Source organism: Marinilactibacillus sp. XAAS-LB27 (assembly GCF_036039175.1).
Lineage (GTDB): Bacteria > Bacillota > Bacilli > Lactobacillales > Carnobacteriaceae_A > Marinilactibacillus.
Genome location: NZ_JAYXKP010000004.1, coordinates 1 through 14,056 on the forward strand (window position 1 = coordinate 1; position 14,056 = coordinate 14,056).

Here is a 14,056-nt window from a genome sequence, read left to right on the forward strand (position 1 = left end):
AAAACAAAGTATCGTACATTTTACACAGAAGTCTGGACTTGACTAGAGAAAAACTGATTATTTAATGATCTAATTTCGATTCATACCAACGGTTAATTATTAAGTATCAAAACATTATTAGCGAAAGGAGAGGGGGATTTTTTAGGTGAATACAAAAAAGAGTTTACTTGCATTAATGGTTATAGATATTCTATTTATTGGAACATATGCAGTGTATCTTTTTAGTCCAATTTATCTTGGATATTATCCGATAGGAATTACTCAAATTTTATTATTAGTAGTATGTCTAACTTTCTTTATCCTCTATGGAAAAAATATGCTTAATGATACAAAAAAAGTCCAGTCGCAAATTATATACTTTTTATTTTACTTATTATTGGATATTTAGTTTCTATGGGGGCGCTTGCTTTTAGTATATTTTGGTGGGCTGTTTTTATGCCCTTATAATAAAAAGAAGGTGGATTTTTATGAAATTAAAAAGAAGTTTTATTCTATTAAGTACAACTCTATTATTAAGTCCAGTGATGTTCAATATGAGCACTGTATCTGCTTCTGAAGCTAATATGCGTACAAATATTTCAAATGGCGACAAAATTGATATTGATGAGTTCGAAGATAACTACTTAAATTCTGATAACTTAGATAATATAGAAGATGTTGATCAAATATTTTTAGATACGTACAATGAATCTAAAAATTTGGAAGTAGAAGATATAGAAGCTGATGAAGATCTGTATGGAATATTGCTAAAAAATCCAGAACAAATTTTTTTAAACTCAGCGGGGCTTTTAGAAGTTGATTATGTAAACATATCTGATTTTGAAAATTTTTCTGAGAATGATAAAAATATGTTGATTGATTTTGTAGAAAGAATGAATTTTTTAGTAAGTAATCGAGCGCTTTCGATCGATGATAACCTTTTATTTTCTTATCCCTATGATCTAGAAATTGAAAAGGAAGTAGAAACTAAATCTGGTTTTTCGATTCAAGCTAATATAATTTCAATTATGACGAGTACTAGAAAAAACGCTAAACTTCTATAACGCAGCTCCTTTTAAAACGAAACATATCATCGGCGGAGTATACTTTGCCGGTAAAGTTAAAAGCGGTGGGGATTGGGATTATAAAGCAACTTTAGGTACTAAAAAAGTTTACAATGTTTCTGATTTAGGACGATCAATGTCAGGTGAAGCTATTGGCAACTTTCACTATGGTTATGTAGGAAGAGCTATATTCTCTGATGTTACACTCAAAAGCGCGGCTGGAATGTATCAATTAGTCAGTGGAACTTCAAGCGCTAAATTTTATAATTCTTTCTTCGATGACCCTAAAGATCAGACACAAATTCAACTGGGAATTAATAAATATAATTCAGAACATTAATTAAAATTAAATCAATCAATCTCAAAAATTTAGAGGCGGGGACTTATGTCCCAGCCTCTTTTTTGCATACAACATTCTTACTTATTGTTGCGTTTTTACGAATCTTTCACTAAATCACATTTTTGCTGTCCGAAGAATAAACAACAAATACTATTTAATATTAGTTAAATCAAAATCCATTACTTTGATTTTTCACCATATTTTTTCCCAAAACTTTCCATAATATCAATAATAGGAATGAACTCCTGACCTTTGGTGGTTAATGAATATTCTACACGTGGAGGTACTTCTGGAAAAACTTCTCGTTTGATTAATCCATCTGCTTCTAATTCTCTCAACTGTTTTGTAAGGGATCCTTGCGATATATCCCATAAAAATACCTTGATTTCACTATACCGTCGTTCTTTATTTTTTAAAAACCAAAGAATAATATATTTCCAACGTCCAGAAAGTATATTTTGCGTATATGCAATGCCATAAACATCTCTATGTTCATTAATAAATTCTTTTTCAAATCCATCCTTACATATTCTAGCCATACTAATATCCATTCCTTCTCATTAGTACAAAAAAATGTACTACGTCTTTTTTTATTGCCTACTTCAAAAGTTAGAGTAATGTGTTTAGTATAGTGTTTGTGATTATAATAAGCAATTACCTCTTCATAATATTAGATTGCACTCAAAAGGGTATAAATCACTTGTAATAGTTATTAAATCGCAAATGAAGAAAATTAATTTTAGGAGGAACACTAATGAAAATTGGAATAATCGGTGCTGGACCAATAGGGACAAATATTGCTAAAAAATTGGTCAATAAAGGGCATGATGTAAAAATTGCAGATACCCTTGGATTCGATAATATGGCAGGAAAAGAAATTTCGGGGACACCTGTGATTGTAGAAGATGTCATAAAAAATATTGACAGTCTTATCATCTCTCTACCTTCTCATGTAATGCCAAGTATTCGTACGATTATCGATCAAGCGGGTAAAGATGTAATCGTTATAGACACATCAAATTACTATCCATTTAGAGACAGTAAAATTGAAGACATTGAGAATGGTATGGTCGAAAGTGTTTGGGTTTCCAACCAATTAGGCAGACCTGTCATTAAAGCGATTAGTAATCAATTAGCTCATACTTTGGAAAATAAAGGAACCCCAGAAGATACTAGTGGACGTATTGCAATGACGGTTTCAGGCGATGATCAATCACAAAAACAACTAGTCATGGACCTAGTAAATGATTTAGGTTTCGATCCAGTAGATAGTGGTTCTTTAAGTGAGTCATGGAGACAACAACCAGGTACCCCTGCTTACTGTACGGAATTAATAAAAGCAGATTTGAAAGACGCCTTAAAAAGAGCAGATAAAGAAAAAGCACCTTTACTAAGAGATAAAGTGATGGAGAACTTTTCAGCTGATTTTACTCACTCAGATATCGTAAACTTAAATAGAGAAATTTATAATTCATAAATTTAGTAGAGTAAATATTTACTAGTTAATCTTCAGTTTTTTAAAAGTTGCTAAAATTTATCATAGTATACTATTGACACTTTAAATATTTCATTATATGCTTAGCAAGCTAAGTATAACGGGGAATTGGAGGTGCTACATGGAAGACAGCCTTGATTGTCAAATTCGTGAGCTATTAGATAAAGTTTCATTCCGTATGCGTCGCGATTATAGTGAAAGTCTAAGAGAAATCAATTTGTATGTTGGTCAAGATAAATTACTTAATCGCTTATGGTCTGGAGATGGAATTACACAAAAGCAACTATGCGATTATTTAAATTGTGAACCACCTACTGTAACGAATATGGTTAAATCACTAGAGGAAAATGGATTTATTTATCGAGAACGTGACCAAAAGGATTCAAGAATTATGCGAATTTTTTTAACCAAAGAAGGAAATGAACTGAGAGAACCAATTGACGAAAGATGGACGAAGCAACAAAATAAGTTGCTTAAATCGACTATACCAGAAGAACGGTTGCTATTGAGACGTCTTTTAAAGCAAATGGAAAGTAACTTGTCATAGCGTCTATTCACAAAAAAGGTTTAAAAAACTAAACTTTTTTGTGAATAAATAGATGTTTATATATAATGAGAACTTCCAACCAAAAACTTAGCTTGCTAAATAAATATTCTGGTTTATCAATAGGGAAATTCATTGATTTATATCATAATAAACTAGAATAATAGTAAAAGGAGACTTCATAGATGTTAGATAAAGCTGATAAGCAGTTATTTAAAGAAGCTTTAGGTAATTATCCGACAGGAGTAGCTATAGTTACGACGATAAATAGTGAAGGGGATCCAGTTGGACTAACAATCAATTCATTTACTTCTCTATCTATGGATCATCTTCTCATACTCTGGTCTATCGATCATCAATCTTCCTCAATCCATACGTTTAAACAAGCCGGAAAGTTTGTAATACATTTACTGGCAGAAGACCAAAAAGAACTAGTAAGAACTTTTTCCAAAAAAGATTCCGATCGTTTTAGTGAGATAAACTGGTCACTTTCAGCTAGTAAATTGCCAATTATTGAAGGCGGGATTGCTGTTTTTGAATGTGAAACAGTTCAAACAGTAGAGGCAGGAGATCATACTATTTTAATAGGATCAGTGAAAAATATACGAGTAGAAGGAAAAAGTCCGCTACTGTATCATCGTAAAATAGCTGGCTCAATACCGTTAGGATTTCATGTTTAATCAGGAATAAATGTATAACGAATGATGTGGCAGATAAATATATCCCAGTATCAATCAAAATTAATAGTTAGCAAACTAAGTATTAATACTTTTGATAACGTAAACAGTAAGGAGGAAGATAGAATGGAAAACAAAAAAATGCAATTAGCACTACAAATGGTTGCTGGCTATGGTGGAGAATTCACTTCTTGGAGAATGCCTGGCGCTGACCCGACAAGTTATATCAATATTGATAGTTATGTAGAAGGGGCAAAATTAGCAGAAAAAGGTAAATTTCATATGATTTTCATTGCTGACACGCCAGCATTGAGTAACGATTTGGGCACTCACTCGCCGATGTATCCTATGGATCCAATGTTATCTTTAATGGCTGTGGCTAGAGAAACTGAATATATTGGTCTAGTAGCTACAATGTCAACAACATTTAACTATCCGTATAATATAGCACGTCAATACAAAGCGTTAGATATTATTAGTAGAGGCCGTGTGGGGTGGAATGCGGTGACAACATCTGCTCCCGAAGCAGCAGCCAATTTTGGGAGTCGTGTGGATAGTCGCGAAATAAGATATAGTAAGGCCCACGAGAGTATTCAAATTGTTCAATCACTATGGGGAAGTTGGGGAAAAGACGCATTAACTTTGGATACTGAAGAGGGCGAATTTGCCAATATGGGCAAAGTACAACCAATTAATCTTCAAGGGAAATATTATGCTTCGAAAGGTCCTTTACCCATTCCTCCTTCTGAACAAGGCCAACCTGTAATTTTTCAAGCAGGTGGTGGAACGGAAGGGTTGGAATTGGCTGGACGATATGCTTCAGGGGTCTATGCTAATCCTTACGATATAGAGTCAGCCCGTGAGCATAGAGCTGCTATTCGCCAAAGTGCGAGCCGTTTTGGTAGAAACCCAGATGATATCAAGATGCTTACAGGTTTTATGTTTTCATTAGGTTCAACTGAAGAAGAAGCTTTGGAAAGACGCAGACAAATTATGAGTTTTGATCCTAAGGAAATACCAAACAGAGTCAGTTATCTGGGGATGATGGTGGGTGTACCGATGTCAGTAGAATCAATAGACATTGATCAACCTTTGGAAGAAAAGCTGTTGAAAAGAGCTCGTCCTAATCCTAGAGATCCTCGTTCTGAAAAAGCCTTAGAATTATTGAAAAAAGGTATATCGATTCGCAATGTTCTCGCTCACGGTGTAATTAACTATCACCCATTAGTTGCGGGGACACCAGTACAAGTTGCTGACTTCTTAGAAGAATGGTTCTTAGCTGAAGCATGCGATGGATTTTCTATTGTTCCCGATGTTGCTAATGAAGGAATTGCAGATTTTGTAGAACTAGTGGTACCAATTTTACAAGAACGTGGCTTATATCATAAGGATTACGAAGGGAAAACACTTCGCGAGAATATGGGAGTTCCTTACCAATACGGAATGCTCAACTATTAATCTTTATAGCTCAATAATAAAATAAGGGATTAATCAGGCTTTTAACTTGTTAGAATTTTATCAATAGACTGTAGATAAACATTGGTTTCCCATCACCAAGTTTAAAAATGAGATGTATAAGTAGTAAAGAGATTTATTATTATATTTTAGGTTAAAGAAAATTTCAGGAGGAGATAATAATGACAAATAGAATATCCGAAATATTAAATATAGAGAAACCAATTGTACAGGGGCCAATGGCTTGGATTACTAACGCTGAATTTGTTTCAGCTGTAAGTAATGCTGGAGGATTAGGTATCTTAGGTCCAAATGCCGGTCAAGTTGACGTTACTCGTTCACCCGAAAAAACTGCGGAGAGAATGAGAACGGAAATTCAAAAAACAAAAGCATTAACTAATAAGCCCTTTGGATCAACCTTGATTGTAAATGGTGACTTGACTTATACGTGGCCAATTTTAGAGACAGTTATTGATGAGAAAGTTCCCGTTGTTCTTGTAAATGGCATACTAGATGAAAAAATTTTTAAACCATTAAAAGAAAATAATATAAAAATTATCTTTAGACCTCAAACTCCTACTATTGAAGATGCAAAAGCTGCAGAAGAGATGGGAGCAGATATTTATGTAGCAACTGGATTCGATGAAGGTGGATCAGTTCCAGAACGTATCATTGGAACGTTTTCGATTGTCCCAATGATTGCGGATGCTGTAAATATACCAGTAATGGCAGCTGGTGGGGTTGGGGACGTTAGAGGCGTACGTGCCGCATTTGCTTTAGGTGCTGAAGGGGTATTTGCAGGAAGTGTATTTATTCCAACAAAAGAAAACCCAGCAGCTGAAAATGTGAAGCAAATGATTGTAGATGCTACGGCAGAAGATTTATTGTTATTCCGTACATGGCCAGCTTACTATCGTTCGTTATCCACTAAATTAGCGAATAATTTAGTAGAAATGGACGAACAAAATGCTAGTCCGAAAGAAATAGCTAAAGCAATGGGATTAGCAGGTGCACTGCGTTTTGGTATGTTAGAGGGAAATACGAACGATGGTATTGTTTCCGTAGGTACTGGTATTACAGCAATTAAAGAAATTAGAACTGTAAAAGAAGTAGTTGACAGCTTAATGCAAGACTTTAAATAATGTACTTCAAAAGAAGTAGTAGAAATTGTTTATCTACTACTTCTTTTTTTATTAGCATGATATTAGTTACAGGTATAATTTAGGACAACTAATATATGCTTCCTAAAGGATACAAAGGTTTGGAAGGGATTCATGCTGATAAAAAGTATTCAGATAGAATAAAGAACAGTTAGAGCCTTCAAAAGCTTACTGAAAAATAAACACAACGTTGGGCGCAAGATGGTTACAAATAAAGATATAGATAATAAGCGAATTGAAAAATTGATAGCCAATAGGTTTTATTGAAAATATACTTTGTATTTAGCGCCATAACATTAACTAAATAGAATATGAATTATAAAGCTAGAAAGACTGAAACTACTAGATAAAAATTATCTATTGGTTTTATTCTTCTTTTATTTTTCTTTTGAAGATTCAAAGATTACTGTATACAAAGTACCAGAGTGCAAGGTTTTTAGAGATTGTTGCATTTATGATTGCTCAATTAAATAAACTATTTTATTATATAATATGTAAGATCTATTAATAGAAGATCATATTATATATCGAAAAAAATTCGATATTGAAGGAGCGAATAGCTGAAATGGTAGAAATAAATAAATGTGAACTCAAAGATGTAGATACGTTACAAGAAATAAGTATAGAGACATTTAGAGAAACGTTTCAAGAACAAAATACACCCGAACATATGAATGACTACTTGGAAAATGCATATAATCCTAAAAAATTAGAACAAGAAATATCCAATCCTTATTCATTTTTTTATTTTTTATATGTAAATTTAAAAATTGCAGGATATTTAAAAGTTAACATCGATAGTGCTCAAACAGAAGTAATGGGTAACGATACGCTCGAGATTGAACGCATTTACTTAAAAAAGGATTTTCAAGAACTTGGTCTCGGAACATACTTAATAAATAAAGCGGAAGCAGTTGCCAGAGAAAAGAATAAGAGTAAAATTTGGTTGGGTGTTTGGGAAAAGAATGAAAAAGCACTTATCTTCTACCAGAAAAAAGGCTTTTCCAGAGTTGGTCAACATTCATTTTTCATGGGAAATGATGAACAGACTGATTTAATTATGCTTAAAAAGCTTTATAATCCAGTACCAATAGTTCAAAATGTAAACGATTAGTACTGGATTTTTTATGTGGATAAACATAATGGTTTTAAGAATTTTGGGTATAGTAGATAAACAAAAAGTACTGGAACTATTAATATAGATAAACATAACAATATTAGAGAATGTTGCGTTTTTAATTTTGGTCTGAAATTTTTTAAAAAAACAGCGTCTATTCGGGATGACTATTTAATAATCAGGATAAGTTTATTGAACACTAGCTTCAGATTGAAATAAAAAAAGAGAATAAGCTATTATAGCTCACTCTCTTTCTCAAATTCTAAAGTTTATTCTTCTTGATTATTGATCCAGTAAGCAATCAATTCGGAGGCGCTCATATTGACTGACTGAGCCATGTCTTTTAATTTCTTTTTATTAGTAGGCGTGATTGAAAGGTTCATGGAGCCTTTTTTTTCTTTTTCCAATTCGGGTAAACTCGATGGTTTCGTTACTTCAGACTGACTGTTATCTTCTTTGTTTACTTCTGAAGGGCTCTTCAATTCTTTTGGACTTTTTTCTAATGGCGAACTACTTTTTTCTATTTCTTTTTTTCTAGCCTTTTTAGCTTTTTTTTCTTCTTTCTTTTTGGCTTTATCTTTTTTCTTACCCATAATCCACTCTCCGTCCCGTATATCATTAGTAACATACGTTTTATTAATTATGCTACGTGTATTTCACTCAGTCAAGCGAGAGCATTGAGGGGTGAGTTTGGTTTGATAAAGTTGCCTACTATTTTTATTCTGACAGGCGTTACCACTTCATTTTCTCCCCAAAGGAGAAGTACACTAAATAAAGTGAACATACATGCAAATAAAAAGACCACCGAATGTTAGAGTAATGATTTAACATTCGGTGGTCTTTTACAGTATGCGCTACAATCATTAGGTGCCTATTCCCAATAGTCAGATTAGCATAACTTCTGGGAATAAGCACCTAATAATGATGTACGTTTATACTTTATACGATTCTATTGAAAGTTCATTTTAGCTAAATGAAGTGGAATCTTCTGTATCCAGTACGTTCATTTCATCAGAGAGCGTTCTGTTCTGGTACTGATTGATGCGTTCGTCTATGATTAGTCCGTTGTCGATAATCAGAGCATTATCTAAAATCTCATTAGGACGATTTTCGACTAAATCATCTATATACTTAACGGTTTCAGTGGAAATAGCACTAGATGAGGAACGATAAAAAATAGTGGGTGTATGGTCGACTGCGTAATGGATGACATTGTCTATTTCGTAGATGGGGTCTTCAAGAGAAGTAGGGACAGTGGTTTCGATGGCACCGTGCTCGTCGCAACTGACGTCAATGAGCATTGTACCTGGCTTGAATCGGTTTAAATCAGACTGATAAATTAAATGATCTTCGCGTGATGTATCCCATAATATGGCATTAACGATCACATCGAATTCTGTCATTTCTTTTTGGAATAATTTTTCTTGATTACGATTATAAACTTTGATATCAGCTCCAAGACTTGTCAGGATTCGTTGTGCTCCGCGAGCAGTATTCCCGCGTCCTAAAATAGCGACTTTTGTGTCATAAGGCATAACACCATTTGACTGATAAGCGTGCATGACGGCAGCTTCTCCTGCAAGTTCATTGTTACGCCAATAAGAGTGTCGATTGTCTTCATACATATCTTCCCAAGCATAGGCAGTGAGCTTATTATCAATTAAAGTATCGGTAACATCTTCACTTTGAACAGCATGAACCCATCCAAATAAGGTTTGGCCTGGAAGTAAGTCTTTAATAAAAGTAGAATCTCCAATTTTAGGATCACAGACGATATCTTGAGCTAAAGCAACCTCTCTAGGTACGATTTGACACCCTAAATCAGAGTACTCCGCATCAGAGATGTTTAAATCGCTTCCATAACCTTCTTCAAAAAATAAGGCTCTTGTATGCTTGAGTTGCACAATGTCTTTGGGTAATAGGGCAATGCGCTTTTCACCGGATTTATGACTGTTCACAAATCCAATTGTTCTAACGGTTTTTTTTAGCATATTTGCAACCTCCTGTTTTTAATAAAAGTAAACGAAAAAACGGTACATGATAACCTATTATGTCACTAATAGAAAGGGTTTACAAATAAACAGATAAATAAAATCGTAATAAAAATAAAGTTTTTTGCTCCAAAGCTATGCTAGGTATAGGAATGAAGATGAATGCGAACTTCAATTATTTATTTTTAAAAATCAAAAATCATAGAAATTAGAGAGAAGCTTAATCGTTTGAATTGCAAAAATGGAAGCGGTTGTATTAAAGTTAAATTATTAATAAATAGGATATTATTAACTATATGATATCAATCGGCAGATAAGCGCAGTTAGGAGAATAAGAAAGGAGAACAATATGTTAATACAAAATAATTTAAATAATAGTAACAAGATATTTTTTGTAGGAGCCTGTGCATTACTTTTAGGGGCTTGTGGGAATGAGGACGGCGCTGGTCCTGGAGGTATGGGCTCTAACGATGACTCAAGCGGAGAGACGATTCAACTGAATATCATGCAAGGGAAGGTCGAGTTTAATACGCAGTTCAATGAATTAGCAGATCAATATATGGCAGAGAACGATAACGTTCAAATTGAGATCACTTCTGTAGGTGGGGGGACGGATTATTTTACACAACTCACAACAAGGTTCTCATCAGGGGATGAACCGGATATATTCAGTGTTGCTGGTCCAAATGAAATTGAACAATTCCAAGATACGATGGCTGATATGTCCGACACAGATGCAGCAGCGGCAGCTTTAGAAGGAACGATTGAAAATGTTACTCATGATGATGGTAGAATCGATGCGATTCCGTATAATCTCGAGGGGTATGGATTCGTCTACAATATGGAAGTATTTGAACAAGCTGGAATTGACCCGGAAGCACTATCGACTTATGAAGAGTTGAGAGATGCTGTAGAGACGATTGATAGCCAAAAAGAAACGCTCGGAATCGAAGCGGTATTTGCGTTGCCGGGAGCTGAAAGCTGGGTTATGGGAGACCATCTAGCGAATGTTTATTTATCTCCTGAATTAAACGAAAGTCCACTAGAAGCTTATAACGCAGAAACATTGGCTTTTGAAAGAGCAGATGAATTCCAACGAATGTTAGATTTACAGGTGGACTACTCAATTGAACCTGTATTGAGTCTGGATTACTCTCAACAAGTTGAAGAATATTTTTCTTTGGGACAGGTCGCTATGATTCAACAAGGAAACTGGATCTATCCTACGCTAGAACAAATGGATCCTGAGTTTGCGGAATCTAATGTAGGGATGATTCCAATTCCGTTAGAAGGGTACGAAGATCGTTTACCGGTAGGTGTTCCAAATTACTGGGCAGTGAATGACAATAATGATGATGCAACGGTTCAAGCTGCAAAAGACTTCTTAGACTGGATGTATTTATCAGATGAAGGAAAAGATTTTGTCGTATCAGAATTTAATTTTGTTCCAGCTTATGAAGGATACGAAGATCTAGAAATTAGTGATCCACTTTCTCAAATTGTTTATGATTATTCTCAGAGTGGTGATACATTAGGTTGGGTTTTTACTGGCTTCCCGACTGGATATCAATTAAATGAATTTGGTCCAAATCTCCAAGCCTATATCGGTGGAGAAATGACTTGGGAAGAAGCCATTGAAGCTTCCAAAGAAGCTTGGGAGTCGATGAGACAATAATAGGATACTCAAAGAGAGCCGTTTGGTACATTAAAAAATGGCTCTTTTCAATTTAAGCATCAGCTGAATGTATGATTGTTAGAAAGGAAGTCCTAAGATGAAAAACAAAGAAATGACATTCTGGTTATTCATAACCCCTGTACTACTCAGTTTATCACTGGTCGTCATTCTACCCGTCCTTATGGGCATTTTCTATTCTTTTACGAATTGGGATGGATTAAATTTCACAGCATTTGTGGGAATGGATCATTACCGTAGACTGATTGGCGACGAGCAATTCTTGCAATCTCTCTGGTTTACAGTTCGATTTGCTTTAACGAGTATTATTTTACTGAACGTTATTGGCTTGGGATTGGCTTTACTAGTAACGAGCAAGCTGAAAAGCCGCAATCTTTTAAGAACCATTTTTTTTATGCCGAATCTAATTGGCGGATTAATTTTAGGATTTATTTGGCAATTTATCTTTATCCGCGTTTTTTCTACAATAGGAGATGTGATAGGTGTCGAAGTTCTGAAAGGCTGGTTATCGACGCCAGCAACAGGGTTTTGGGGACTCGTGATTCTGACAGTGTGGCAAATGGCTGGCTATATTATGATCATTTACATTGCCTACTTACAAGGCGTGCCAAAAGAATTAATGGAGTCTGCAGAAATAGATGGGGCGACACCGGGGCAGAAATTCAGACACGTTATTTTCCCTTTGATTGCACCAGCGTTTACCGTAACGATGTTTTTGACGTTGTCCAATTCATTTAAAATTTATGATCAAAATTTATCTTTAACAGGTGGAGGACCATATAATTCCACTCAAATGGTTGCCATGAATATTGTAGATACAGCATTTTCTGGAAATCAAATGGCTTACGGTCAGTCAAAAGCCATTGTGTTTTTTGTCATTGTAGCGATCATTTCTCTAAGTCAGGTTTACTACAATAAGAAAAGAGAGGTGGACCTATAATGAAAAAGAAAAAATGGTCGATTTATGTACTAGAAGTTTTTGGTCTTTTACTAGGACTCGTATGGATTTCTCCATTTTATTTGATGATTGTAAATAGTTTCAAAGACCCAAGAGGTATCTTTTCAAATGTATTGACCCCTCCCTCAGAATTGAATTTTGTGAATTACCAACAAGCTTTTGAAGATTTACAGTTTGTGCGTTCGTTTTTCAACTCATTAATGATTACGGTAGCGAGCGTAGTTATTATCATTCTCTTTTCTTCAATGGCTGGATATGCATTAGCAAGAAACAAAAGTAAATTGAGTAGTATGATCCTACTGCTATTCGTTGCTGCTATGTTGATTCCTTTTCAATCCGTTATGATTCCGTTGACCTCAAACTTTGGTCAAATTGGTATGCTGAATCGTGTTGGGCTCATTATTATGTATCTTGGTTTTGGTTGTAGTTTATCCATCTTTTTATACCACGGAGCGATGACAGGGATTTCCGTTACCTTAGATGAGGCAGCTAGAATGGATGGCGCCAATAAGTTACAAATTTTTTGGCGCATTATTTTCCCGCTACTTAAGCCAATCTCTGTAACGGTTGCGATTTTAAATGTTATCTGGATCTGGAATGACTACTTGCTTCCCTCACTAGTACTCGGAAATAGTAGTCAAACTATTCCGATTCGAATGTTTTATTTCTTCGGACAATACACAAGACAGTGGCATCTGGCTTTAGCAGGATTAACCATTGCAATCATCCCAGTAATTATTTTTTACTTCACTTCTCAAAAACAAATTGTTGAAGGTGTAGCAGAAGGTGCGGTCAAATAGGAAACCGCCAGTAAAGGAGTAAAAGAATGGCAAAGAGAAAATTCTATTTCACATTATATGAGCTTTCAGATAAGTTAACGACTCTTTTTTTATTCAATTTATTCTGGCTAATGTTGAATATTCCAGTGATTCTACTAGTAACGCAACTGTTGGTTGTGACCCAGTTGAGTAGTTATTACATTTTAGGACCATTGCTGGTGCTGACACTCCCGGTATTTTTCTATCCTAGTACACAAGCCTTGTTCTGCGTTGTCAGAGATCTTATCTTAGACCAGGGAAGTTTAACGTTGAAATCTTTCTGGACTTACTTTAGGACCAACTACAAGGAAAGTTTAATGACGGGTATTATGTTTACAGGTGGATTTGTTGGTGTGTGTACAGGTTTGTTCTATAGTTGGTCTATGAGTTTTGTGGTATTCACGCTATTCTTGGTTTTACTCTTTTATATCTTGATTATGATGATCCAGCTATTCTCTTTTCAAGCACACTTTAATATGCCTATCTGGTGGAAACTTAAGAGGATACATCAGCTGGTTTTTGCAAAAATCTTTTATTCTATTAGTTCACTTTTAGCAGTTTCACTGATTCTATACGCTACCCTTGAAATGAGTTTATTTGTCTTTGTATTAGCAGCACCTGCTGCCAGTGTTTATAGTGCCTTTTTCTTGTTCAAAGCGCAGTACAACAAGATAATGCGTCTGAGTAAACAGAATTCGAAAAGACTAGATACTAGCAAGATTTTAGAGGTTTAACACATAATTTGATACAATGGTAAATAAACAA

At 34.8% G+C, this 14,056-nt stretch carries 15 protein-coding genes; 12 read left to right on the plus strand and 3 right to left on the minus strand.

Annotated features, from left to right (window positions below; genetic code table 11):
* Positions 1–467: 467 nt before the first annotated feature.
* Together VXN63_RS06320 and VXN63_RS06325 are read left to right on the plus strand one after the other, a co-directional pair.
* A complete protein-coding gene (locus tag VXN63_RS06320; RefSeq protein ID WP_327757170.1) occupies positions 468–1,043 on the plus strand; it encodes a hypothetical protein in 576 nt (191 codons plus the stop codon).
* Between the two features lie 28 nt (positions 1,044–1,071).
* Positions 1,072–1,383: a polymorphic toxin type 44 domain-containing protein gene (locus tag VXN63_RS06325; protein ID WP_327757386.1), complete on the plus strand. Its 312-nt coding sequence runs from the start codon at positions 1,072–1,074 to the stop codon at positions 1,381–1,383.
* 179 nt (positions 1,384–1,562) lie between these two features.
* Here the strand turns inward: VXN63_RS06325 and VXN63_RS06330 are convergent, their stop codons facing one another.
* Positions 1,563–1,934: a winged helix-turn-helix transcriptional regulator gene (locus VXN63_RS06330; protein ID WP_327757171.1), complete on the minus strand. Its 372-nt coding sequence runs from the start codon at positions 1,932–1,934 to the stop codon at positions 1,563–1,565.
* A gap of 203 nt (positions 1,935–2,137) precedes the next feature.
* On the opposite strand from VXN63_RS06330, the gene VXN63_RS06335 reads away from it, so the two are divergent.
* From VXN63_RS06335 to VXN63_RS06360, 6 genes are all read left to right on the plus strand, one after another.
* Positions 2,138–2,860 carry an NADPH-dependent F420 reductase gene (locus VXN63_RS06335; RefSeq protein WP_327757172.1) on the plus strand — a complete coding sequence of 241 codons (723 nt, stop codon included), beginning with the start codon at positions 2,138–2,140 and terminating at the stop codon, positions 2,858–2,860.
* A 139-nt stretch (positions 2,861–2,999) separates the two neighbouring features.
* Positions 3,000–3,425, plus strand: coding sequence for a MarR family winged helix-turn-helix transcriptional regulator (locus VXN63_RS06340; RefSeq protein WP_327757173.1), 426 nt, complete (start codon positions 3,000–3,002; stop codon positions 3,423–3,425).
* 182 nt (positions 3,426–3,607) lie between these two features.
* Positions 3,608–4,102: a flavin reductase family protein gene (locus tag VXN63_RS06345; protein ID WP_327757174.1), complete on the plus strand. Its 495-nt coding sequence runs from the start codon at positions 3,608–3,610 to the stop codon at positions 4,100–4,102.
* 123 nt (positions 4,103–4,225) lie between these two features.
* Positions 4,226–5,557, plus strand: a complete 1,332-nt coding sequence (locus tag VXN63_RS06350; RefSeq protein ID WP_327757175.1) for an NtaA/DmoA family FMN-dependent monooxygenase — start codon at positions 4,226–4,228, stop codon at positions 5,555–5,557.
* Between the two features lie 179 nt (positions 5,558–5,736).
* Entirely contained in the window at positions 5,737–6,696 is a 960-nt protein-coding gene (locus tag VXN63_RS06355; RefSeq protein ID WP_327757176.1) for an NAD(P)H-dependent flavin oxidoreductase, read from the plus strand.
* A 583-nt stretch (positions 6,697–7,279) separates the two neighbouring features.
* Positions 7,280–7,828, plus strand: coding sequence for a GNAT family N-acetyltransferase (locus VXN63_RS06360; protein ID WP_327757177.1), 549 nt, complete (start codon positions 7,280–7,282; stop codon positions 7,826–7,828).
* Positions 7,829–8,100: 272 nt separating this feature from the next.
* On the opposite strand, the gene VXN63_RS06365 is transcribed toward VXN63_RS06360, so the two are convergent.
* Positions 8,101–8,424, minus strand: coding sequence for a hypothetical protein (locus VXN63_RS06365; protein ID WP_327757178.1), 324 nt, complete (start codon positions 8,422–8,424; stop codon positions 8,101–8,103).
* A 372-nt stretch (positions 8,425–8,796) separates the two neighbouring features.
* Entirely contained in the window at positions 8,797–9,822 is a 1,026-nt protein-coding gene (locus VXN63_RS06370) for a N(5)-(carboxyethyl)ornithine synthase (protein ID WP_327757179.1), read from the minus strand.
* Between the two features lie 349 nt (positions 9,823–10,171).
* On the opposite strand from VXN63_RS06370, the gene VXN63_RS06375 reads away from it, so the two are divergent.
* From VXN63_RS06375 to VXN63_RS06390, 4 genes are all read left to right on the plus strand, one after another.
* On the plus strand, positions 10,172–11,497 hold the full coding sequence (locus VXN63_RS06375) for an ABC transporter substrate-binding protein (RefSeq protein ID WP_327757181.1): 1,326 nt from the start codon (positions 10,172–10,174) through the stop codon (positions 11,495–11,497).
* A 97-nt stretch (positions 11,498–11,594) separates the two neighbouring features.
* Positions 11,595–12,455, plus strand: coding sequence for a carbohydrate ABC transporter permease (locus tag VXN63_RS06380; RefSeq protein WP_327757182.1), 861 nt, complete (start codon positions 11,595–11,597; stop codon positions 12,453–12,455).
* Entirely contained in the window at positions 12,455–13,273 is an 819-nt protein-coding gene (locus tag VXN63_RS06385) for a carbohydrate ABC transporter permease (protein ID WP_327757183.1), read from the plus strand. The genes VXN63_RS06380 and VXN63_RS06385 overlap by 1 nt, the downstream gene beginning before the upstream one ends.
* Positions 13,274–13,299: 26 nt before the next feature.
* Positions 13,300–14,025 carry a DUF624 domain-containing protein gene (locus VXN63_RS06390; protein ID WP_327757184.1) on the plus strand — a complete coding sequence of 242 codons (726 nt, stop codon included), beginning with the start codon at positions 13,300–13,302 and terminating at the stop codon, positions 14,023–14,025.
* The last annotated feature ends 31 nt before the right edge of the window (positions 14,026–14,056 follow it).